The sequence below is a fragment of the Variovorax sp. 10L426 genome (assembly GCF_056395305.1).
In genome coordinates, this window is record NZ_JBFTJF010000009.1 from 66,826 (window position 1) to 89,038 (window position 22,213).

Annotated in this window: 19 protein-coding genes and 1 other RNA gene; 8 read left to right on the forward strand and 12 right to left on the reverse strand. The window is 63.1% G+C overall.

All coding sequences use genetic code 11. The annotated features are described in order from the left end of the window. Positions 1-37: 37 nt before the first annotated feature. The 12 genes from glnA to ompA form a co-directional block, all read right to left on the reverse strand. Entirely contained in the window at positions 38-1,453 is a 1,416-nt protein-coding gene (gene glnA / locus AC1DHL_RS14760) for a type I glutamate--ammonia ligase (RefSeq protein WP_478099286.1), read from the reverse strand. Positions 1,454-1,600: 147 nt separating this feature from the next. Continuing rightward, positions 1,601-2,401 (reverse strand): competence/damage-inducible protein A, encoded by an 801-nt coding sequence (locus tag AC1DHL_RS14765; protein ID WP_478162418.1) that lies wholly within the window; start codon positions 2,399-2,401, stop codon positions 1,601-1,603. After that, complete coding sequence (locus AC1DHL_RS14770; protein WP_478162419.1) at positions 2,398-3,273, reverse strand: EI24 domain-containing protein; 876 nt, start codon at positions 3,271-3,273, stop codon at positions 2,398-2,400. The genes AC1DHL_RS14765 and AC1DHL_RS14770 overlap by 4 nt, the downstream gene beginning before the upstream one ends. A gap of 60 nt (positions 3,274-3,333) precedes the next feature. Then, positions 3,334-4,305 (reverse strand): sterol desaturase family protein, encoded by a 972-nt coding sequence (locus tag AC1DHL_RS14775; protein WP_478162420.1) that lies wholly within the window; start codon positions 4,303-4,305, stop codon positions 3,334-3,336. Between the two features lie 31 nt (positions 4,306-4,336). Beyond that, positions 4,337-5,134: a polysaccharide deacetylase family protein gene (locus AC1DHL_RS14780; RefSeq protein WP_478162421.1), complete on the reverse strand. Its 798-nt coding sequence runs from the start codon at positions 5,132-5,134 to the stop codon at positions 4,337-4,339. After that, on the reverse strand, positions 5,121-6,089 hold the full coding sequence (locus AC1DHL_RS14785; protein ID WP_478162536.1) for a YVTN family beta-propeller repeat protein: 969 nt from the start codon (positions 6,087-6,089) through the stop codon (positions 5,121-5,123). The genes AC1DHL_RS14780 and AC1DHL_RS14785 overlap by 14 nt, the downstream gene beginning before the upstream one ends. Before the next feature lie 78 nt (positions 6,090-6,167). Continuing rightward, a complete protein-coding gene (locus tag AC1DHL_RS14790) occupies positions 6,168-6,893 on the reverse strand; it encodes a 16S rRNA pseudouridine(516) synthase (protein WP_478162422.1) in 726 nt (241 codons plus the stop codon). Beyond that, positions 6,893-8,581: a gamma-glutamyltransferase gene (gene ggt, locus AC1DHL_RS14795; RefSeq protein WP_478162537.1), complete on the reverse strand. Its 1,689-nt coding sequence runs from the start codon at positions 8,579-8,581 to the stop codon at positions 6,893-6,895. The genes AC1DHL_RS14790 and ggt overlap by 1 nt, the downstream gene beginning before the upstream one ends. Positions 8,582-8,711: 130 nt before the next feature. Continuing rightward, positions 8,712-9,098: a transfer-messenger RNA gene (ssrA, locus tag AC1DHL_RS14800) on the reverse strand. 12 nt (positions 9,099-9,110) lie between these two features. Beyond that, positions 9,111-9,782: a phosphoglycolate phosphatase gene (gph, locus tag AC1DHL_RS14805; protein WP_478162423.1), complete on the reverse strand. Its 672-nt coding sequence runs from the start codon at positions 9,780-9,782 to the stop codon at positions 9,111-9,113. Further along, positions 9,779-10,498, reverse strand: a complete 720-nt coding sequence (gene ubiG, locus AC1DHL_RS14810; protein ID WP_478162424.1) for a bifunctional 2-polyprenyl-6-hydroxyphenol methylase/3-demethylubiquinol 3-O-methyltransferase UbiG — start codon at positions 10,496-10,498, stop codon at positions 9,779-9,781. Before ubiG ends, gph begins: the two co-directional genes overlap by 4 nt. Before the next feature lie 143 nt (positions 10,499-10,641). Beyond that, complete coding sequence (gene ompA / locus AC1DHL_RS14815; RefSeq protein WP_478099302.1) at positions 10,642-11,286, reverse strand: outer membrane protein OmpA; 645 nt, start codon at positions 11,284-11,286, stop codon at positions 10,642-10,644. A 224-nt stretch (positions 11,287-11,510) separates the two neighbouring features. On the opposite strand from ompA, the gene gyrA reads away from it, so the two are divergent. The 8 genes from gyrA to AC1DHL_RS14855 all read left to right on the forward strand — a co-directional run bounded on the left by gyrA (position 11,511) and on the right by AC1DHL_RS14855 (position 22,182). Next, positions 11,511-14,159, forward strand: coding sequence for a DNA gyrase subunit A (gene gyrA / locus AC1DHL_RS14820; RefSeq protein ID WP_478162425.1), 2,649 nt, complete (start codon positions 11,511-11,513; stop codon positions 14,157-14,159). Next, positions 14,156-14,749: a DUF2059 domain-containing protein gene (locus tag AC1DHL_RS14825; protein ID WP_478162426.1), complete on the forward strand. Its 594-nt coding sequence runs from the start codon at positions 14,156-14,158 to the stop codon at positions 14,747-14,749. The genes gyrA and AC1DHL_RS14825 overlap by 4 nt, the downstream gene beginning before the upstream one ends. Beyond that, positions 14,746-15,867, forward strand: coding sequence for a 3-phosphoserine/phosphohydroxythreonine transaminase (gene serC, locus AC1DHL_RS14830; RefSeq protein WP_478162427.1), 1,122 nt, complete (start codon positions 14,746-14,748; stop codon positions 15,865-15,867). Before AC1DHL_RS14825 ends, serC begins: the two co-directional genes overlap by 4 nt. Before the next feature lie 19 nt (positions 15,868-15,886). Then, positions 15,887-17,005 (forward strand): prephenate dehydratase, encoded by a 1,119-nt coding sequence (gene pheA, locus AC1DHL_RS14835; protein WP_478162428.1) that lies wholly within the window; start codon positions 15,887-15,889, stop codon positions 17,003-17,005. 10 nt (positions 17,006-17,015) lie between these two features. Beyond that, a complete protein-coding gene (locus tag AC1DHL_RS14840) occupies positions 17,016-17,879 on the forward strand; it encodes a prephenate dehydrogenase (RefSeq protein ID WP_478162429.1) in 864 nt (287 codons plus the stop codon). Positions 17,880-17,945: 66 nt separating this feature from the next. After that, complete coding sequence (locus AC1DHL_RS14845) at positions 17,946-19,940, forward strand: bifunctional 3-phosphoshikimate 1-carboxyvinyltransferase/cytidylate kinase (RefSeq protein ID WP_478162430.1); 1,995 nt, start codon at positions 17,946-17,948, stop codon at positions 19,938-19,940. A 167-nt stretch (positions 19,941-20,107) separates the two neighbouring features. Further along, positions 20,108-21,796: a 30S ribosomal protein S1 gene (rpsA, locus tag AC1DHL_RS14850; protein ID WP_478099314.1), complete on the forward strand. Its 1,689-nt coding sequence runs from the start codon at positions 20,108-20,110 to the stop codon at positions 21,794-21,796. Between the two features lie 68 nt (positions 21,797-21,864). Next, positions 21,865-22,182, forward strand: a complete 318-nt coding sequence (locus AC1DHL_RS14855; protein ID WP_478099316.1) for an integration host factor subunit beta — start codon at positions 21,865-21,867, stop codon at positions 22,180-22,182. Positions 22,183-22,213 lie beyond the last annotated feature (31 nt).

The window sequence follows — 22,213 nt, forward strand, 5'->3', positions numbered from 1 at the left end:
CAGAAGCCGTCCTTTTTAACGCTGGCCGGAGCTCGGCTCAGAGTGAGTAGTACATGTCGAATTCGACGGGGTGCGTCGCCATGCGGAAGCGCGTCACTTCCTGCATCTTGAGGTCGATGTACGCATCGATGTATGTATCGGTGAACACGCCGCCCTTGGTCAGGAATGCGCGGTCCTTGTCGAGGTAGTCCAGGGCCTGGTCGAGGCTGTGGCACACGGTCGGGATCAGCGCGTCTTCTTCCGGCGGCAGGTGGTAGAGATCCTTGCTGGCGGCTTCGCCCGGATGGATCTTGTTTTCCACGCCGTCGAGACCGGCCATCAGCAGCGCCGCAAAGCCGAGGTACGGGTTCATCAGCGGATCGGGGAAGCGCGCTTCGACGCGACGGCCCTTCGGATTGGCCACGAACGGAATGCGGATCGATGCCGAGCGGTTCTTGGCCGAGTAGGCCAGCTTCACCGGTGCTTCGAAGCCGGGGACCAGGCGCTTGTAGCTGTTGGTGCCGGGGTTCGTGATGGCGTTCAGCGCGCGAGCATGCTTGATGATGCCGCCGATGTAGTGCAGCGCGAAGTCGCTGAGGCCGGCGTAGCCGTCGCCTGCGAACAGGTTCTTGCCGTCCTTCCAGACCGACTGGTGCACATGCATGCCGGAGCCGTTGTCGCCGACGATCGGCTTGGGCATGAAGGTCGCCGTCTTGCCGTAGGCATGTGCGACGTTGTGGATGACATACTTCTGAAGCTGGACCCAGTCGGCGCGCTGGATCAACGTGCTGAACTTGGTGCCGAGTTCCATCTGGCCGGCATTGGCCACTTCATGGTGATGCACTTCGACGGGGATGCCGAGCGACTCGAGCACCAGGCACATTTCGGAGCGCATGTCCTGGAAGCTGTCGACCGGAGGGACCGGGAAATAGCCGCCCTTGACCGCGGGACGATGGCCGGTGTTGCCGTGCTCGAATTCCTTGCCGGTGTTCCAGGCAGCTTCTTCGGAGTCGATCTTCACCATGCAGCCGGACATGTCGTTCTGCCAGCGCACGCCGTCGAACACGAAGAACTCGGGTTCCGGTCCGAAGTAGGCGGTGTCGCCCAGGCCCGATGCCTTCATGTAGGCCTCGGCGCGCTTGGCGAGCGAACGCGGATCGCGCTCGTAGGGCTTGCCGTCGGAAGGATCGACCACGTCGCAGGTCAGGATGAGCGTGGTTTCTTCGAAGAAGGGGTCGATGTTGGCCGTGTTCGGGTCGGGCATGAGTTGCATGTCCGAAGCTTCGATGCCCTTCCAACCGGCAATCGACGAACCATCGAACGCGTGGCCCGATGTGAACTTGTCTTCGTCGAACGCGGAAACCGGCACGGTCACGTGCTGTTCCTTGCCGCGGGTGTCGGTGAAGCGAAAGTCGACGAACTTGACCTCGTTTTCCTTGACGAGTTTGAGTACATCGGCGACGGTCTTTGCCATCAGGTTCTCCTGGTTTGGATAGTGGTTGGAAGTATGGGTAAACCGGAATGCAGTTTTTGTGCCATTGTCACTGGCACCGAGGGGGCTCCGGCACTGCGGTGGGCCCCCAAAAACAGGCAAGTTGTAACCAAATTGGTGCGCGCTTGTTCACCGCACCAATTCAGGGCCAAGGCGTGCACCAAGGGCGTTCAACCCCCCCAGCAACTGCGCGTAGGCGGCGTCGATCTTGTCCGAATTGCCTTTCACGCCGAGTTCGATGTGTCGGCCATGCTCGGCATGGTCGACGCTCGGCAGGCTGAACACCTTGATGCCCGGATGCTCGCGCTCGATCGACTCCATCAAAGGGGTCAGCGTCGCCTCCATGGAGCCGTAGACGATCACGGATTTCTCGACCGCACGCCCTCGCGCGAACAGATGCGCATAGCGCTCGTCGAGCACCGACTCGATCATCGGCCACGCCATCACCGGGAAGCCCGGCACGAAGTGCACATCGCCCACGCTGAAGCCGGGGATCTTGTTGTACGGGTTGCGGATGATCTTCGAGCCCAACGGAAACACGCCCATGTTGAGGCGGTGCACGTTGTCAGGGCGGTCAGGCTCGTAGGCGATGCCCTGTTCTCGCGCCGTGTCCTGCATGCGTTCGCGGATCAGGACTTCGGCCTCCGGATGCAGCGCCAACGGAACGCCAAGCGCTGCGCCCGCACACTGCCGGGTGTGATCGTCGGGTGTGGCGCCGATGCCGCCGGTGGAAAACACCACGTCACCCGAGTCGAAGGCGCGCGCCAGTGCGGCAGTGATGCGTACCGGCACGTCGCCGACGTACTCCGCCCACGTCAGCGACAACCCGCGGGCGCCGAGGAATTCGACGACCTTGGGCATGTGCTTGTCGATGCGCTTGCCGGAGAGGATTTCGTCGCCGATGACGATCAGACCGAATGATCGGCTCATGGTGCACTCCATTGATTTGCGGCGGCATTGTTGGCATCCGCCATTTCGAGCCCGGGTGGCGAGATTGCCGCTGCCGCCTGTTGCGTGCGCAACCGTGCCAGCGCATCGAGACAATAGTGCGCGAACCACAGGGCGGAGAACGCAAACACCAGCGTGTAGATCCAGATCGCCAGCGGCGCGAGTACGAAGAAGGCCGCGGCGAACAGCAGACCCGACGCCCACACGATGCTGGGTGCGGCACCGAGGTAGCCGCAAAGCACGCCGATGCCGAGCAAGGGCATTCGATGCGCGCGCAACAGCGCCTTCCGCTCCTCGGGCGTCGCGTGTTCGGACAGGGCGTCGAAGCTCATCACGCGATAGGTCAGCCAGCCCCAGATGAGCGGCGGAAGGATCAGCACCAGCGGCGGAATCAGCCAGAGCGGCATCGAGACCACGAGGGCGAGCATCGCCAGCAGGGTGAGCCCGAGTGATCGCGCAACGCTTCCGATGAAGGAGGCACCCTTCTTCCGTTCAAGCGCCGGAAACCGGCGCTCTGCCACCAGGTGTGTGAGGGCGGGCGCCATGAGGCTGGCCACGATCAGCAGCGAGACCACCACGATCAGCGGCGTGACGGCCAGAACGACAACCAGCGGCGCCAGGATCGCCGTCACGTTGCTGGAAAACAGTTGCCCGATCCAGTTCCACACGCTGGACAGCAAAGGCCATGCGTCCAGCGCTCCGCGCGTCCAGGCGACGGCGGCATCCCAATAAAAATAGCCCAGGATGGTCGCCAGGACAACCATGAGCGCCAGGGGCAGGAACGACAGAATGATCACCCGCGGGTGCATGCAATAGGCGACCGAACGCCAGAACGAATCGAGGAGGAGACGCATTGGTGCCGAGGATAACGCGAGCGTGTGAAGTAACCGCGCGCCGGAGGAGCGTCGGGGCTCTCAACTCCGTCCGGCCAGCCGCTTGAGGCCGAGCCACTGCTGCGCCCAGAAGCCGCGGCCGTAGTCCCTGACGCAACCCTCGGCGTCGGGCTCGACCTGATCGCGAATGCCGGTCGGGTCGTAGCGCTCCTCGAAGTTCGCGGTGCGGAACAACACATCCCACCACGGCAACAACACGCCGAAGTTGTGCCCGCCGAGCGTCCGCGGGCCGTGCGATTCATGTCCGATTCCGATGCTGTGGTGCACGCGGTGGAAACGCGGGCTGATCCAGAGCCGCTCGCCGAGCTTGCCGAAACCCAGCCGCAGATTGGCATGCTGCAGGCTCTCGCTGAGCTGCATGAACGCCACGATCGCGATGAACTGCCCTGGCGCGACGCCGATCAACTGCGCGACGACGACGATGATCGCGTCGTGGATGACGTCGTCGAGCAGATGGTTGCGGTTGTCGCTCCACATCGTCATCTGGCGCTGCGAATGGTGGAGCGAATGAAGGGCCCACCACCACTTGAAGCGATGCTGCCCCCGGTGAATGAGATATTCGACAAGATCGATCACGACCAGGTAGATCGCGAATGCGACCCAGGGAATGTCGGTCACGCCAGGCCACAGCTCGTCGAGGTGCATGGTCCCCCAGCCGGCGGCACGCACAGTGCCCAACAGGTCATCGAACAGCGGCTGCACCGCGAAGAACATCGCCAGCCGGAACAGGCCCAATCGATGGATCAGGGTGTAGAGGATGTCAGTGCGAATGGCACGGCGGTCGACCACCGATTCAGCGGGCCGCCAGCGCTGCAATGGCCCGATCAGCGCGACCAGCACCGCGATCTGGATGAGTCCGACCAGCAGCCAGCCCGTGGCGTCGAAAGCGTCCTCGACCCATCCGCCAAGGCCGATGGCGTAGACCGCCGGCTGCACGGCCGTCTCGAACAGCCATTGCTGCATGGTCGCGAAAAGATCGGTGAGCCAGTCCATTGGCATGCGATCCGATTCGAAGCCCGAAGGTTCAGGAGTGCGCCGCGATCCAGTCGCGGTACGCAGGATGCTGACGCAGCGTCTCGAAGCAGAAGCCCTTGGCCTTGAGACCGACGATCAGCGGTTCGAGATCCGCAGGCGCCCACGGATCCTTGCGCGACCAGATCCCCAGGTGCGCCAGCAGAATGTCGCCGGGCTGAATCCTGTCGAGCGCCTGTTGCAGCAGCTTCTCGTTGCTGAAAGTCTCGCTGGGCAATTCGTCGCCAAGGAAGCCCGCCGGCGCCCAGCCGACATGCGCGTACCCGCAAGCCTTGGCGACCTCGAGCAGCCTGGGCGAGGTCTTGCCACTCGGGGCACGGAACAGCGGCAACGGCTTCTTGCCGGTGATGTCCTGCAGGCGCTCGTTGGACTTGGCGATGTCGGCGCAATACTGCTTGGCATCCCAGGTGAACTCCCGGCCCGCGAACGCGCCGGCGGTCGGCTTGATTCGGAAGCGCGGCTCGACGCCCTTCAGGTCGCCCCGCCAAACCGCATGGTCGTAGGTGTGCGATGCGAATTCATGACCCTCGGCCGCTCTCGCCTTCCACCACGGCGCCCAGTGGTTGTCCAGGCTGTCGCCATCGGTCTGGGTCCGCTCCGCCGCGGCAAAGAAGGTGACGCGCACGTCCTGCCGCTTGAGGACCTCGGCGACGAGCGGTGCGACGCCCATGTGGCCGGTGTCGAAGGTCAGGTACACCGGCTTGTTGCAGGTGCCCTGCGCGACGGCGCTGGTGCAAAGGAAGGCCGTCGTTACGAGCAACGACGAAGCTGTGAATTTAGCGCTTGGCATGGTCGAGCGTCCAGACACCGTGCGGCGATCGGCCCACATTGACCTGCCGCGCCACCGTGTGGCTGGCAAGGTCGACCACGCTGAGCTTCTTGGCCCAACGCGAGGTCACGAAGAGGGTCTTGCCATCGGCAGAAACATCCATGCAGTCCGGACCGCCCGGCACGGGATAGGTGTCGGTGACCTTGAGGCTCTGGATATCGATGCGGCTGATCGTGTTGGCCACGCGGTTGCTCACGAAAACGCTCCGGCCGTCGCCGGCCGAACGGAAGGCGTGCGCGCCCTTGCCGGTCGGGAGCTTGCCGACGAGTTTGGGCTCTGCCCCGGCCACGTCGAACACCTGCACGCCGTCGCCGCCGGTCAGTCCGACCAGCAGGGTCTTGCCGTCATGGATGCCGAAGATGTCGGCCGGCATCGGCCCGGTCGGCGTGCGCCAGCGGATGGTCTGCGTGGCAAGGTCGACGGCAATCAGCTCGTCGCTGTCCTGCATGGTGACGTAGGCCGTCGTGCTCTTCGGGTCGATCCAGATGTGGCTGGGCGTCTTGCCGGTCGGGATTCGCTTCACCAGCTTGGGCTCCTTGCCGTCCCAGCGGTAGAGATCGACGTGGTTCAGGCGATTGCCCGCCGTCACGAACCATTTCATGTCCGGCGAAAAGCGAAGCTGGTAAGGATCGATGATCCCGTAGACCACGCGCTGCACTTCGGCCGTCCGAGGATTCAGGAACGTCAGCGAATCGCCCGCCGAGTTCGCGACGATGAGGGAACTCTCGTCCGGCGTCAGGTAGAGGTGATGCGGTTCCTTGCCCGTGGGGATGCGGACCTTTTCCGTCCAATTGCCCGGATCGATCACGCTGACCGTTGCGTCGAGCGAATTCAGCACGAAGATGGGAGGCGGTTCGGCGGCGTGTGACGGAAGCGCTGCACAAACAAACAAAAAGGCCGCGAGGCGGCCTGTCAGGGAGAGGATGTAGCGCAAGGGAGAGGGTCCGAAAGAGGTTGTGCGATTTTAACGATCGACACCCTCCCCCGGCTGACCTCATCGCGTATTTCGCAACGCTTCGACTTGCGCTGAATCAAGCCATCGCCAGCACCCGGGCGCAAGGTCCTCAGGGAGCGCGACAGTACCGATTCGTGAACGATGCAATGCCTCGACGCGGTTTCCCACGGCGGCGACCATGCGCTTGACCTGGTGGTACTTGCCCTCGGTCAAGGTCAGCCGGAGGTGCAACGGACCGGGAGCCTCGCAGGCCGCGGCACGCACCGGCTTCGGATCGTCGTCCAGGACGACGCCCTCAAGCAGGCGAGACACCTGCTTCTCGTCGATCGGATGCTTGGTCGTGACCTCGTAGACCTTCGGCACGTGGTGCTTGGGCGATCCCATCCGGTGAATGAATTGGCCGTCGTCGGTCAGCAGCAACAGGCCCGTGGTGTCCTGGTCCAGCCGCCCTATCGCCTGCACGCCCTGGACGGCGCTCTTGTTCGGCCGCAGGCGCAGCGGCGACGGAAGCAAGGTATAGATGCTGGGGTAGGTCGACGGCTTTTGGGAGCACTCGGTGCCGGCCGGCTTGTTGAGCATCAGGTAGGCCTTCTCGTGGTATTCCCACTCGGCGCCCTGCACAGTGAAACGCAGATCCTCGATGGCGAGATCCTCCCCCGGCGGCACCCCCGCGCCACCCACGGTCACGAAACCCTGTTGCACCAGCCCTGCGCAGACACGTCGGGTCCCGAAACCTTGCGTATAGAGAATCTCCTCGATCTGCATCAGTACCCGAGCGCCAGTCCCGTATTGCGGCGTGGGTCGTTGGCCCCGTAGAAGCGGTTGTTGCCTACCGGCTTGCCGCCCAGCGAAGGGGCGCCGACGATGATCGCGGCCACGTGGTTCGCCGGCTGAGGCACGCCGAGGTTATGGCCCATGTCGATGAGGATCTTGCGCGTATCTGGCGACAACGCGAAGGTCTCGACATTGGTCACGTCGGGTAGCCATTGCTGATGGAAGCGCGGAGCGTCCACGGCTTCCTGAACGTCCATGCCGTAGTCGACCACGTTGAGGATGGTGTGCAACACCGCCGTGATGATGCGGCTTCCGCCCGGAGTGCCGACGACGAACACGGGCTTGCCGTCCTTGGTCATGATGGTCGGGCTCATCGAACTCAGCGGGCGCTTGCCCGGAGCGATGGCATTGGCTTCACCCTGCACGAGGCCATACAGGTTGGGCACACCGACCTTCGAGGTGAAATCGTCCATCTCGTTGTTGAGGAGCACACCCGTGCCTGCCGCCGTGACCTTGGCGCCGAACCAGTCGTTAAGCGTGTAAGTGACGGAGACCGCATTGCCCCACTTGTCGACGATCGAGTAGTGGGTGGTGTTGCTGCCCTCATGCGGTGGAACACCCGGTTTGATGTCCTTCGAGATGCCGGCTTTGTTGGGATCGATCACTGCCCGGACCTTCTCGGCGTAGCCCTTGTCGAGCAGTCGGTCGAGCGGGTTCTTCACAAAATCGGGATCGCCCAGATAACTGTTGCGATCGACGTAGGCATGGCGCATCGCCTCGATCTGATAGTGCACGGCCTGGGCAGACCGAAAGCCCAGGTCCTTGAGCGGATAGCCCTCGAGGATGTTCAGCATTTCGCAGATCACCACGCCCCCCGAACTCGGCGGAGGCGCCGAGATCACGTGGTAGCCGCGGTAGTCGCATTCGACCGGCGGCAATTCGCGCGTCTTGTACTGGTCCAGATCCGCTTGGGTGATGAGTCCCTTGCCGGCCTGGCTCGACGCAACGATCGCACTGCCCACCGAGCCCTTGTAGAAACCATCGACGCCGTGGTTGCTGATGGCTTTCAAGGTTCTTGCCAGATCCTTTTGCACCAGCTTCTGGCCGACCACGAAAGGCTCGCCCCTGTTCAGGAAAATCGCCCCGGAAACCGGGTCCTTCTTGAAGTCTGCAGTGGCAGTCGTCAACATGTCGATGTCGCCCTGCTCGAGCGCGAAGCCGTGCTCTGCCAAGGCAATTGACGGCCTGATCAGTGCAGCGCGTTTCATCGTGCCGTACTTCTCACGCGCAAATTCGAGGCCGGACACAGTGCCGGGCACACCCACGGCCAAATGCCCGTTCGTGCTCAACCCCTTGATGACATTCCCGTCTTTGTCGAGGTACATGTCGGCTGTAGCAGCAAGAGGCGCTTTTTCGCGAAAGTCGAGGAAGGTCTTGCGTCCGTCGGCCAGTTGCACGGTCATGAACCCGCCGCCGCCAAGATTGCCTGCCGCCGGATAGACCACGGCCAGCGCGTAGCCAACAGCAACCGCCGAATCGATCGCATTGCCACCGCGCTTGAGCACATCGACGCCGACTTGAGTCGCCAGGTGCTGCGCGCTCACCACCATCCCGTTCTCCGCAGCGACGGGTGCCTGCGAGGCCGCGTGAAGTTGGGCCGATCCGGCCAGCGAAAGCATCGCCGCGACGGTGATGCGGAGAGCCAAAGTCCACTCAAGTTGTCTCATTGTTTTGCCCGAGTATTGGAAGGTTCTTTCAGCGACGCTTCGGGTTCCATGTTTTTCGCGCCATGGCGCCCGTGGTCTTGTATGGTGGAGCTGGGGGGATTTGAACCCCCGTCCGTCAGCCTTCTTCGCGCAGATCTACATGTTTAGCGATCTGATTTAGGTCTCGCCACCGGTGTCGCGCAGTCGCACGCTACACCGGCCGCCAGCACCCTATTTTCTCGCCCCGACCCAAGGTACCCGGATTGGAGCCAGCCCATGTAGATTATCTTTGCAGCCGGGAGGCGTCAGATTGCTCTGTGCCCCCTTGCCCAGCCCATCGGCCTGCTGTTGCAAAGCTCACCGGCAATTAAGCGGCGAGTGCGAAACGTTCGTCGTTTGCAGTTAGTTTGTTTGAATCTGTTTTACGAGCGCATTCAGCTCGACATGCCCCGCTGCGATTCCGAACCCACGTCGAAACCAGTGCAGCCCCAAGCGAATCATTTTAGGCCTGTTTGAGCAGTTGCAAGAGTTCCATCGGCGAAGAGATGGCCGCATCGGCATCCCAGCGCGCAACCTCCGCCTGTTCGCCCATGTAGCCGTACGTGGCCGCGACCGTTCGCATCCCGGCGGCGCGGCCCGCCATGATGTCGCGCTCGTCGTCACCCACATAGACACAGGATTCCGGCGCAACGCCAATACGGCGCGCCGCCTCGAGCAACGGCTCGGGATGGGGCTTCGCGAACGGGGTCGTATCGCCGCTGATAATCGCCCGGGCCGTTTCGAACAGGGGGATCGCCCGCGTCAGCGGCTCCGTGAATCGAACCGACTTGTTCGTCACCACACCCCACTGCAATCCGCGCGCGCAGAGCGCCTCGACGAGCTCTGCCACGCCGGCAAAGACCTCGGTGTTCCGCAGCATCCGGGCTTCGTAGTTCAGAAAGAACTCCTCGCGCAAGGGTACGAATTCGGGCGCATCCGGCGTGATGCCGAAAGCCACACCCAGCATGCCCCTTGCACCGGCACCGGCCATCGGCCGGTAGCGGTCCAGCGGCAGAGAAGCCATTCCCCTGTCCGTGCGCATCTGGTCGGCCGCTGCACCGAGATCCGGGGCGCTGTCGATCAACGTGCCGTCAAGGTCGAACAGGACCGCTAGCGTATCTCGCGCCCCCATCATTGAACCCTTGCCGGCTTCTGGGTGGCGAACATGTAGTTCACGCTGGTGTCAGTGCTGAGCCAGTAGCGTCGAGTCACGGGGTTGTGCTCCAGGCCACACGTTCGGCGCAGATCGAGATTGGCGGCCCGGCAATAGGCAGCCAGTTCGCTGGGTCGGATCAGCTTCTGATACTCATGCGTGCCACGCGGCAGCATGCCCAGGACGTATTCCGCACCGACGATCGCGAGCAGGAACGACTTCAGGTTTCGGTGAATGGTGGAGAAGAACACCCACCCGCCCGGCTTGACGAGATCGGCGCACGCCTTGACGACCGAGGCAGGCTGAGGCACGTGCTCGAGCATTTCCATGCAGGTAACGACGTCGAAGCTCTCGGACTGCTCGGCAGCCAGCGCCTCGACGCTGACCGACCGGTACTTCACACCTCGAGTGGCAGCCTCCAGGGCGTGCAACTGCGCCACTTTGAGGGCCTTGTCGGCCAGATCGATACCGAGGACCTCCGCACCCTTGCGCGCCATCGAATCGGCCAGAATCCCGCCACCGCAGCCGACATCGAGCACTCGGCGCCCCGCGATCGGCGCTATACCGTCAATCCATTCAAGTCGCAATGGGTTAATTTCGTGCAGAGGTCGAAATTCGCTTTCGACGTCCCACCAGCGATGCGCGAGTTCAGAGAATTTAGCAAGTTCAGCCGGATCGGCATTCACGGTATCGGTCATGTGTCGATTATGAATCGGCTCGAATTCGCCGCCCGACTGCATCAGGATTCGAACCAAGTGGAGCGCAATACTGCAATGACTGCACCGCGCGCAGCCATAAAAAAACCCCGCCGAGGCGGGGTTTCATTAGCGATTCTTGCGAATCACTTGTTGGGGCGGGTACCAACCACTTCGATTTCCACGCGACGATTCTTGGCGCGGCCTTCGGCAGTGCGGTTGTCAGCGATCGGCTGGCTCTTGCCCTTGCCTTCGGTGTAGACGCGGTTCTTTTCGATGCCCTTCGAGACCAAGTAGGCCTTGACGGCTTCAGCGCGGCGGACCGACAGCTTCTGGTTGTAGGCAACAGTACCGATCCAGTCGGTGTGACCGACTGCGATGATCACTTCGAGGTTCACGTCCTTGATCTTCGAGACCAGGTCGTCCAGCTTGGCGCGGCCTTCAGGCTTGAGGACGTACTTGTCGAAGTCGAAGAAGGCGTCAGCAGCGAAAGTAACTTTCGATGCAGCGACTGCAGGAGGAACCGGTGCCGGAGCAGGAGCCGGAGCTGCAGCAGGAGCGGCCGGAACCAGAGCACCGTCGCAACCAGCGGCGGCCGTTGCGGGCGTCCAGTTGGCATCGCGCCAGCACAGTTCATTGGTGCCGTTCTTCCAAACGAGTTCGCCAGTGCCGTTTTGCCAGTTGTCGATCGCCGGGCCGCCATCTGCGGCGGTGACACGGGTCTGCGCGCCGGCGGCAGTGGCGAGCGCAGCGACTGCAAACATCATCGCCACTTTATTCAGTTTCTTCATGGTTCTCCTCTTGGGGAAAAAGCCGCAGCCGCGCTGCGAATCAAGGACGCTTTAAGTGACCACCACCCAAAACGTTGAGGCGATTGTGCCATAGGGTCTTTCGCAAACAGGCCGCCAGACGCCCCTGAAGCGTAGGACGGAGGCGGAATACCGGCCTTGTGTTGCGGCGGTGCGACACCGTCCACAGCGTAAAATTTCGCCTCCTTGCCGTCAGCCCGCCGCCCATGACCTCGTTCGCCAAAGAAACACTCCCCATCAGCCTCGAAGAGGAAATGCGCCGTAGCTATCTGGATTACGCCATGAGCGTGATCGTGGGGCGCGCCCTCCCCGACGCCCGGGATGGCCTCAAACCGGTGCATCGGCGCGTGTTGTATGCGATGCACGAGCTGAACAACGACTGGAACCGCCCCTACAAGAAGTCCGCCCGTATCGTGGGCGACGTCATCGGCAAGTACCACCCGCACGGCGACCAGTCGGTCTACGACACCATCGTGCGGATGGCGCAGAACTTTTCCATGCGCCACATGCTGGTCGACGGCCAGGGGAATTTCGGCTCGGTCGATGGCGATATGGCGGCCGCGATGCGATATACCGAGATCCGGCTCGCCAAAATTGCCCACGAAATGCTGGCCGATATCGACAAGGAAACCGTCGATTTCGGACCGAATTACGACGGCTCCGAAAAAGAGCCTTTGGTATTACCGAGCAAACTGCCCAATCTGCTGGTCAATGGCGCCGGCGGTATCGCGGTCGGGATGGCGACCAATATTCCGCCGCACAACCTGAACGAGGTCGTCGACGCTTGCCTTCACCTGCTGCGTCATCCGGACGCCAGCATCGACGACCTGATGGAGATCGTTCCTGCCCCGGATTTCCCGACCGCCGGGATCATCTACGGCATCAACGGCATCAAGGATGGCTACCGGACCGGCCGCGGCAAGGTCGTGATGCGGGCCAAGTGCCACTTCGAGGACATCGACCGAGGCCAGCGCCAGGCGATCATCGTCGACGAGTTGCCCTACCAGGTCAACAAGAAGACGTTGCAGGAGCGCATGGCCGAGCTGGTGCACGAGAAGAAGATCGAGGGCATCAGTCATATTCAGGACGAGTCCGACAAGTCGGGCATGCGCCTGGTGATCGAGCTCAAGCGCGGCGAAGTGCCCGAAGTCGTCCTGAACAACCTCTACAAGCAGACGCAACTGCAAGACACCTTCGGCATCAACATGGTGGCGCTCGTGGACGGCCAGCCGAAGCTCTGCAACCTCAAGGACCTGATCGAGGTCTTCCTGCAGCATCGGCGCGAAGTCGTGACGCGTCGGACGGTCTTCACGCTCCGCAAGGCGCGGGAGCGCGGACACGTGCTCGAAGGTCTGGCGGTCGCCCTCGCCAACATCGACGAGTTCATCGCGATCATCCGCAACGCGCCGACGCCGCCGGTCGCCAAGGCCGAACTCATGAGCCGCGCCTGGGACAGCAAGCTGGTGCGCGAAATGCTCACCCGAACCCGCGCTGATGGCGGCGTGATCAACGCCGACGACTATCGGCCGGACGGGCTGGACCGCGAATTCGGCATGGGCAACGACGGCCTCTACAAGCTTTCCGACACGCAGGCCCAGGAAATCCTCCAGATGCGCCTCCAGCGCCTGACGGGCCTGGAGCAGGACAAGATCGTCGCCGAGTACAAGGACGTGATGGCGGAGATTGACGACCTGCTCGACATCCTCGCCAAGCCCGAACGCGTCTCGATGATCATTGGCGACGAACTCACGACGATCAAGCAGGAGTTCGGTCAAAGCAAGCTCGGCGCGCGCCGCAGCCAGGTCGAGCACAGCGCCTTCGACCTGTCGACGGAAGACCTGATCACGCCGACGGACATGGTCGTGACGCTCTCGCACAGCGGCTACATCAAGAGCCAACCTCTGGGCGAATACCGCGCGCAGAAGCGCGGCGGACGCGGCAAACAAGCCACCGCAACCAAAGAGGACGACTGGATCGACCAGCTCTTCATCGCGAACACGCACGACTACATCCTGTGCTTCTCGAACCGTGGCCGGCTGTACTGGCTCAAGGTATGGGAAGTGCCCGCCGGTTCGCGCGGCTCGCGCGGCCGCCCTATCGTCAACATGTTCCCGCTGCAGGAAGGCGAAAAAATCAACGTCGTGCTGCCGCTGACCGGCGAGAAGCGCACCTTCCCGGCCAATCAATACGTGTTCATGGCGACCTCCATGGGCACCGTCAAGAAAACGGCGCTCGACGAATTCAGCAACCCGCGCAAGGCCGGCATCATCGCTGTGGACCTTGATCCGGGCGACTACCTGATCGGCGCCGCGCTGACCGACGGTGCGCACGATGTGATGCTCTTCTCGGACGGCGGCAAGGCCGTGCGCTTCGACGAGAACGACGTTCGTCCCATGGGCCGCAATGCCCGCGGCGTTCGCGGCATGACCCTGGAAGACGGCCAGGGCGTGATTGCGATGCTGGTGGCGGAAGACGAGGAACAGAGCGTCCTCACTGCCACGGAAAACGGTTACGGAAAACGCACAAGCATTACCGAGTACACGCGTCATGGCCGCGGAACCAAAGGCATGATCGCAATTCAACAGAGTGAACGTAACGGCAAGGTGGTGGCGGCGACTCTCGTGCATGCCGACGACGAGATCATGCTCATCACCGACAAGGGTGTGCTCGTTCGCACCCGCGTTTCCGAAATTCGCGAACTCGGGCGTGCGACGCAAGGCGTCACGCTGATCGGCCTCGACGAAGGTGCAAAGCTCAGCGGGCTGCAGCGCATCGTCGAGAATGACGCGAATGTCGAGAGCGATTCCGGCGCCGACGACGCTTCCCCATCATCTTCAACGGAGAATCCTCAGTGAAAAAAATCAAACTCGCGCTCCTGACGGTCGCGCTCGCCGGCAGTTCGCTGGCCATGGCCCAGGACAAGGCGGCGCTGGTCAAGCAGTTCATTGACCTGCAACGACCTGGCATCGAGTCGCTTGCGCGCGGATTGGTCGAGCAGTCGAGCGCGCCTATTGCACAGGCCGGCTCGCAGTACCTGCAGACGCAGGTCCCTGCCGAAAAGCGGGAAGCGGCAGCCAAGGCTGCTGACGCGGAACTCAAGAAGTACTTCGACGACGCCTATCCCATCGTGCGCGACAAGGCGCTGCAACTCGCGCCTGGAGCACTGGGCCCGCTCATGGAGCAGAACTTCAGCGAAGACGAACTGAAGCAGTTGCTTGCCTGGATCAGCTCGCCGCTGAGCAAGAAATACCAGGAACTCAATCCGAAGCTGCAGACCGCCCTCACGGAAAAGCTGGTGGCAGAGACTCGTTCAACCATCGAGCCGAAGATGGTCGCGCTCGACAGCAGCGTCGCCAAGGCGCTGGGCGCACCGACGAGCGGCGCTGGAGGAGCCGCGGCACCGGCCGCCAAGGCAGCGCCGGCCAAGGCGCCCGCCAAGAAGTGACGCAGCCGGCAGGGCCGCGCCCGTACAACTTCTCAGCAGGGCCGGCCGCGATGCCGGAGGCGGTGCTTCAACGCGCCGCTTCCGAAATGCTCGATTGGCAGGGTAGCGGCATGAGCGTGATGGAAATGAGCCATCGCGGCAAGGAGTTCGGTGCCATCTGCGCGCAGGCTGAAGCGGACCTGCGCTTTTTGCTGGCGGTGCCGGAACATTTCCATGTTCTCTTCATGCAAGGCGGCGGTCTCGGCGAGAACGCCATCGTGCCGCTGAATCTTTCGCGCGGTACCAGTGCCGATTTCGTGGTCACCGGCAGTTGGAGCGCCAAATCCCAAAAGGAAGCGTTGCGGTACTGCAAGGCGAACATCGCCGCCACGAACGCCGCCGACCAGCACACCCGGATTCCCGATCCGGCAAGCTGGCGGCTCTCGAACGACGCTTCGTACGTCCACGTCTGCAGCAACGAGACAATCAACGGCATCGAATTCCACGAATTGCCCGATCTCGCGGCGCTCGGCAGCAAGGCGCCGCTGGTCATCGACTTTTCGTCGCACGTGGCTTCGCGGCCGGTGGACTGGTCCCGTGTCGGACTCTCCTTCGGTGGCGCCCAGAAGAATCTGGGACCGGCGGGCCTGACGATCGTGATCGTCCGGGACGATCTCCTCGGGCATGCGCTCGAGATCTGCCCCAGCGCCTTCAACTACAAGACGGTCGCCGACAACCGCTCGATGTACAACACCCCGCCAACATGGGGCATCTATATCGCGGGGTTGACCTTCCAATGGCTGCGGCAGCAGACCGAGGGCGACCTCGCAGGCGTGGCAGCGATGCAAGCACGCAATATGGAAAAGGCGCGTCTCCTCTACGACTTCATCGACACCTCGTCTTTCTATGACAACAAGGTCGATGCCGCTTGCCGCTCTCGCATGAACGTGCCCTTCTTTCTACGCGAAGAAAGCCGCAATGAGTCCTTCCTTGCCGGCGCACGCGATGCAGGGCTGCTTCAGCTCAAGGGCCACAAGTCGGTCGGCGGCATGCGAGCAAGCATTTACAACGCCCTGCCGTTGGCAGGCGTGCAGGCTCTCGTAAGCTACATGCGAGAATTCGAGCGGTCGCAAGCGTAGACGCACGCGCACCTGACCGATGACCGCACCTGCTCCCCAATCCTCGACACCCGATACCTCCTCCAGCCTCGCCGATCTGCGCGTGCAGATCGACTCGCTCGATCAGCAACTTCTCGACCTCCTGAACCGGCGCGCCCACGTCGCGGAACAGGTTGGCGAGGTCAAGAAGCGCGAGGGCACGCCTTATTTCCGCCCCGATCGCGTCGCGCAAGTGATCGAGAAGATGCAGAAGAGCAACGGCGGCCCGCTCAAGGCGCTGCATGTCGCTGCCATCTGGCGCGAAATCATGTCGGCTTGCCTGGCGCTGGAATCACCGCAGCGCGTCGCAGTGCTCGGCCCCGAAGGCACATTCTGCGAACAGGCAGCCGTCGAGTACTTCGGCGGCGCAGCCGACTTGATCTATTGCGCCAGCTTCGACGAAGTCTTTCACGCCACCGCCGCCGGGAGCGCGCAGTACGGCGTCGTCGGCGTCGAGAACTCCACCGAAGGCGTCGTTACCCGCTCGCTCGACCTGTTCCTGCATTCCCCCACCCATGTGGTTGGGGAGGTCAGCCTGCTGGTGCGCCACCACCTCCTGCGCTCCAGCAATTCGCTCGACGGCATTGAAGCGGTGCTCGCTCATCCGCAAGCCCTCGCCCAATGCCAGACCTGGCTTTCCAAGCATCTGCCCAATGCGGAACGGCGGGCTGTCTCCAGCAATGCCGAAGGCGCAAGGCTCGCTGCCACCAATCCGGCCTGGGCGGGATTGGCGAGCGAACGTGCCGCGACGCGGTTCGGGCTGCACATCGTGGCGCATGCGATCCAGGACGACTCCTACAACCGCACGCGTTTCGCCGTCATCTGCCTGCCGCAAACCCTGGCGATGCCGCCCCAGTCGGGTCGGGATTGCACCAGCCTGGTCGTCTCAGTGCCCAACCGCCCCGGCGCGGTCCACGATCTGCTGGTGCCACTCAAGGCCAACAACGTCTCGATGACCCGCTTCGAATCGCGTCCGGCGCGCACCGGTCAGTGGGAGTACTACTTCTACATCGACCTGGATGGGCACCCGACCCAGCCGAACGTCGCCGCCGCACTCGCCGAACTGCGCAAACTCTGCGCGTTCTACAAAGTCATCGGCGCCTATCCAGTCACCGCCTGAGGCCCAGACGATGTTCGAGCAATTGGGTCTGATCGGCTGCGGATTGATGGGGGGGTCCTTCGCGCTCGCCCTGAAGCGGGCACGGCTCGTCAAGCGCGTCGTCGGCTACAGCAAGTCGCCATCCACGACCGAGCGGGCACGGCAGATGGGTGTGATCGACGTGGCCGCGCCGTCCGCCCTGCTGGCGGTATCGGGCGCCGATCTGGTCTTGATCGCGGTGCCGGTCGGGGCGTCCGAGCAGACCTTCAAGGCGATCCGCCACGGCATCGCCGATCAGATGCTCGTGATGGATGTGGGGTCGACCAAGGGCGACGTGATCGAAGCAGCCCGACGGGGCCTCCAGGACCAACTCAGCGCGTTTGTGCCTGCGCACCCGATCGCCGGCAAGGAGGTCGCGGGCGTCGAGCATGCCGATGCCGGCCTGTACAAAGGGCGCAAGGTGGTGCTCACGCCGATCAAGGCCACGCTGCGATCGAATGTCCAGCGGGCCACCCAGGCTTGGACCGGAGTCGGTGCCAAAGTCGAGACGATGACGCCGGAAGCGCACGACACCGCCTTCGCCGCCGTCAGCCACTTGCCGCACCTGATCGCCTTCGCATTCACGACGGCCCTCGCGGCACACTCCCATGGCGAGCGCCACTTGGAGCTTGCCGGTCCCGGATTTCGCGACTTCACGCGCATCGCAGCCAGCGATCCAGCCGTCTGGCGCGATGTCTTGCTCGCGAATCGCGAGCAGGTCCTGCTCCAATCGCAAGCTTTCCGCGACGCCCTGCGGCAGTTCGAAGCTCTGGTGGCGTCGGGCGATTCGCAGGCGCTTGAAGACGCCATCACCTCGGCAAGCCGCATACGCGCGCAGTGGCAGCCTGGAGAATGACGCCCACCTCCGGACGCGTCCTGTCCATGCGTCCCGAACCGCGCATTCGCGCGTTGGAAGACTGACATGTTCTCGACCCCATTCCTCGACATCCCGGCGCTCGCGACCGCGTCCGGCACCGTCAGCCTGCCGGGCTCCAAGAGCATCTCGAACCGTGTTCTGCTATTGGCCGCGCTCGCCAGCGGCACGACCACTGTCCACGACCTTCTCGACTCCGACGACACCCGTGTGATGCTGGACGCCCTGGCGGCGCTCGGCTGCGACATCGAGCGAGCCGGAAACACCCTGCGAATCGAAGGGCTCGGCGGGACGTTGCGCACGGCAGAAGCCTCACTGTTCCTCGGCAATGCGGGAACAGCCATGCGCCCGCTGACCGCTGCGCTTGCACTGCTCGGCGGCGAGTTCGAACTGAAGGGCGTCCCGCGCATGCACGAGCGGCCGATCGGCGATCTGGTCGATGCCCTGAGCCAGCTCGGCTGCCGAATCGACTACCTCGGCAATCCGGGCTATCCGCCGCTTGCCATCCATCCGGTCGCGGTCGACGCACTTCAGGTCGACGCGCCCATACGCGTACGCGGCGACGTCTCCAGCCAATTCCTCACCGCATTGCTGTTGGCCCTCCCGCTGGCGGCACGACGCGACATCGTGATCGAAGTGGTCGGTGAGCTGATCTCCAAGCCTTACATCGAGATCACGCTCAACCTGCTCTCCCGCTTCGGCATCGAAGTGCAGCGCGAGGGTTGGCAACGGTTCACCATTCTGGCCGGCAGCCGATACCGATCGCCCGGCGACATCCACGTCGAAGCCGACGCTTCGTCGGCCAGCTACTTCATCGCGCTCGGCGCGATCGCGAAGGGTTCGGGCATCCGCGTAGAAGGCGTCGGCGCCGACTCGATCCAGGGCGACATCCGCTTTGTCGAAGCCGCCCGGCAGATGGGCGCACGCATCGAAAGCGGCCCCAACTGGCTCGCTGTCTCGCGCGGCCCGTGGCCGCTCAAGGCGATCGACATCGACGCCAATCACATCCCTGACGCGGCGATGACGCTGGCCGTGATGGCGCTTTATGGCGACGGTCCAAGCACCCTGCGCAACATCGCCAGTTGGCGAGTGAAGGAAACCGATCGGATCGACGCGATGGCGAACGAACTCCGAAAGCTGGGTGCCACAGTCGAAGACGGGCCCGACTTCATCCGCGTTCATCCGCTGGCCGCGCCTGATTGGCGCGCGGCGAACATCCGCACGTACGACGATCACCGGGTGGCCATGTGTTTCTCCCTTGCCGCATTCAATCCGGCAGGCGTGCCTGTTCGAATTCTCGAACCGCATTGCGTCGCGAAAACCTTTCCCGATTACTTCGAGACGCTGTTCTCGGTCGCCAAAGCGATTGAGGTTCCGGTGATTTGCATCGACGGCCCGACCGCCTCCGGGAAAGGGACGCTCACCATCGAAGTGGCGCGCGGCCTCGGCTACCACTATCTGGACTCCGGCTCGCTCTACCGGGTGACCGGGCTCGCGGCGCGCCGCGGCGGCCTGGAAGCAGACGCCTCAAACGAGTCCCGGATCGCCGGGCTCGCCGCATCCCTGCCGCTCGTCTTCAGCGAGGGCAAGGTCCTGCTCGCCGGCGAGGATGTCAGCGATGCCATCCGAACTGAAACTGCAGGCATGGACGCTTCCCGCGTGTCGGCCCTGCCGGCCGTGCGCGCGGCCCTCTTGGGGCTGCAAAGAAGCTTTCGCCGGCTGCCCGGACTGGTTGCCGACGGCCGGGACATGGGGACCGTGATCTTTCCTGATGCAAGGCTCAAGGTCTACCTCACCGCCAGCGCCGCTCACCGGGCCGAACGGCGGTATAAGCAATTGATTTCAAAGGGTATTTCGACTACACTTGACAGTCTTCGCGCCGACTTGGAAGCGCGTGATCTCCGGGATTCATCCCGCAGCGTCGCGCCACTGAAGCCGGCGCCTGACGCCCGCCTCCTGGACAACTCGCATCAAACGGTCGAGCAATCGGTCGAACAGGTGCTGCACTGGTGGCAGGAAGCACAGCCGTTCGGGTCATCCTGAACGGCATTTCGGTCCAGCAGGTCCCCGCCGCGCGACAGCGCACCGGCTTGCTGGTTGTTTAACCCCAACCGGGCTATCAGCCCCAACAACCGCCGTCTCCAGACAAGTCAGTCGCAAGCAATATTGCATGAGCGCCTGCAAACCCTGCGTGACGGAAGGAAAACACAATGTCTGAATCTTTTGCCGACCTATTCGAAGAATCCCTGAAGCGTTCCGAAATGCGCACCGGCGAGGTCATCACCGCCGAAGTCGTGCGTGTCGAGCACAACCACGTCGTGGTCAATGCGGGCCTCAAGTCCGAAGCGTATGTGCCGATCGAGGAGTTCAAGAACGACAAGGGCGAACTCGAAGTCCAGGCCGGCGATTTCGTTTCCGTTGCCATCGGCAGCGTTGAAAACGGCTACGGCGACACCATCCTCTCGCGCGATACCGCCAAGCGTCTGGCTTCGTGGCTTGCGCTCGAGAAGGCGCTCGAATCCGGCGACTTCGTCACCGGCACGACGAGCGGCAAGGTCAAGGGCGGCCTCACGGTCCTGGTCAACGGCATCCGCGCGTTCCTGCCGGGTTCGCTGATCGACACGCGTCCGATCAAGGACCTGACCCCCTACGAGAACAAGACCCTCGAATTCAAGGTCATCAAGCTCGACCGCAAGCGCAACAACGTGGTGCTCTCGCGCCGCGCCGTTGTCGAGGCCAGCATGGGCGAAGAACGCGCCAAGCTGATGGAAACCCTGAAGGAAGGCGCAGTCGTGCGCGGTGTCGTCAAGAACATCACCGAATACGGTGCGTTCGTCGACCTCGGCGGCATCGACGGTCTGCTGCACATCACCGACATGGCATGGCGCCGCGTTCGCCATCCGAGCGAAGTGGTCCAGGCCGGCCAGGAAATCACCGCCAAGATCCTCAAGTTCGACACCGAAAAGAACCGTGTGTCGCTGGGTCTCAAGCAAATGGGCGACGACCCGTGGATGGGCGTTTCGCGCCGCTACCCGCAGGGCACCCGCCTGTTCGGCAAGGTCACAAACATCGCCGACTACGGCGCGTTCGTTGAACTCGAACCCGGCATCGAAGGCCTGGTGCACGTCTCCGAAATGGATTGGACCAACAAGAACATCGCTCCGAACAAGATCGTCTCGCTGGGCGACGAAGTCGAAGTCATGGTCCTCGAAATCGACGAAGACAAGCGCCGCATCAGCCTGGGCATGAAGCAGTGCAAGGCCAACCCGTGGCAAGAGTTCGCGCAGAACACCAAGCGCGGCGACCGCGTCAAGGGCCCGATCAAGTCGATCACCGACTTCGGCGTGTTCGTGGGTCTGGCTGCCGGCATCGATGGCCTGGTTCACCTGTCCGACCTCTCGTGGAATGAAGCTGGCGAAACCGCCGTTCGCAACTACAAGAAGGGCCAGGAAGTCGAAGCGATCGTGCTGGCTGTCGACGTCGACCGCGAGCGCATCAGCCTCGGCATCAAGCAGCTCGACAGCGATCCGTTCACGACGTTCACGACCGTGAACGACAAGGGCCAGATCGTCACCGGCAAGGTCAAGACCGTGGACGCCCGCGGCGCTGAAATCGACCTCGGCGAAGACATCATCGGCTACCTGCGCGCCAGCGAAATCTCCCGCGACCGCGTGGAAGATGCACGCAACGTGCTCAAGGAAGGCGACGAAGTCACGGCCGTGGTGGTCAATGTGGATCGCAAGACCCGCAACATCCAGCTGTCGATCAAGCAGAAGGACATGGCTGACGAGCAAGGCGCCATGGCCAGCCTGAGCCAGCAGTCGGCCCGCGAAAACGCCGGCACGACCAGCCTGGGCGCTCTGCTGCGTGCCAAGCTGGACAACAACAGCGACAAGTAAGCCGCACCGGAAGACAGAGCCGGCCCTCGGGTCGCTCTGTCTTTTTTTTGTCTCCTCATTTCCTTGCCATGACCCGTTCCGACCTTGTCGAAGAACTCGCAGCGCGCTTTGCGCAGCTGACGCACCGCGATGCCGAATACGCCGTCAAGACCATTCTTGACGCGATGAGCGACGCACTGGTGCGCGGGCATCGCATTGAGATTCGCGGCTTTGGCAGCTTCACTGTGAATCGGCGCCCTCCGCGCATCGGGCGCAATCCGCGTTCGGGCGAGAGTGTTCAGATTCCCGAAAAGCGCGTACCGCATTTCAAGCCTGGCAAGGCACTGCGGGAGGCGGTCGATGCCCGCACCGCGGAACTCGACGCCGAGAAACGCAAGCGCGTCTGAAGCATAGAATTCCCCCGCCAACGGGGACGCG

Excerpts from the sequence above, each read along its gene's own strand:
- glnA (WP_478099286.1), bottom strand. The coding sequence starts at position 1,453 with ATGGCAAAGACCGTCGCCGATGTACTCAAACTCGTCAAGGAAAACGAG.
- AC1DHL_RS14765 (WP_478162418.1), bottom strand. The coding sequence starts at position 2,401 with ATGAGCCGATCATTCGGTCTGATCGTCATCGGCGACGAAATCCTCTCC.
- AC1DHL_RS14770 (WP_478162419.1), bottom strand. The coding sequence starts at position 3,273 with ATGCGTCTCCTCCTCGATTCGTTCTGGCGTTCGGTCGCCTATTGCATG.
- AC1DHL_RS14775 (WP_478162420.1), bottom strand. The coding sequence starts at position 4,305 with ATGGACTGGCTCACCGATCTTTTCGCGACCATGCAGCAATGGCTGTTC.
- AC1DHL_RS14780 (WP_478162421.1), bottom strand. The coding sequence starts at position 5,134 with ATGCCAAGCGCTAAATTCACAGCTTCGTCGTTGCTCGTAACGACGGCC.
- AC1DHL_RS14790 (WP_478162422.1), bottom strand. The coding sequence starts at position 6,893 with ATGCAGATCGAGGAGATTCTCTATACGCAAGGTTTCGGGACCCGACGT.
- ggt (WP_478162537.1), bottom strand. The coding sequence starts at position 8,581 with ATGCTTTCGCTGGCCGGATCGGCCCAACTTCACGCGGCCTCGCAGGCA.
- gph (WP_478162423.1), bottom strand. The coding sequence starts at position 9,782 with ATGATGGGGGCGCGAGATACGCTAGCGGTCCTGTTCGACCTTGACGGC.
- ubiG (WP_478162424.1), bottom strand. The coding sequence starts at position 10,498 with ATGACCGATACCGTGAATGCCGATCCGGCTGAACTTGCTAAATTCTCT.
- ompA (WP_478099302.1), bottom strand. The coding sequence starts at position 11,286 with ATGAAGAAACTGAATAAAGTGGCGATGATGTTTGCAGTCGCTGCGCTC.
- gyrA (WP_478162425.1), top strand. The coding sequence starts at position 11,511 with ATGACCTCGTTCGCCAAAGAAACACTCCCCATCAGCCTCGAAGAGGAA.
- pheA (WP_478162428.1), top strand. The coding sequence starts at position 15,887 with ATGACCGCACCTGCTCCCCAATCCTCGACACCCGATACCTCCTCCAGC.
- AC1DHL_RS14840 (WP_478162429.1), top strand. The coding sequence starts at position 17,016 with ATGTTCGAGCAATTGGGTCTGATCGGCTGCGGATTGATGGGGGGGTCC.
- AC1DHL_RS14845 (WP_478162430.1), top strand. The coding sequence starts at position 17,946 with ATGTTCTCGACCCCATTCCTCGACATCCCGGCGCTCGCGACCGCGTCC.
- rpsA (WP_478099314.1), top strand. The coding sequence starts at position 20,108 with ATGTCTGAATCTTTTGCCGACCTATTCGAAGAATCCCTGAAGCGTTCC.
- AC1DHL_RS14855 (WP_478099316.1), top strand. The coding sequence starts at position 21,865 with ATGACCCGTTCCGACCTTGTCGAAGAACTCGCAGCGCGCTTTGCGCAG.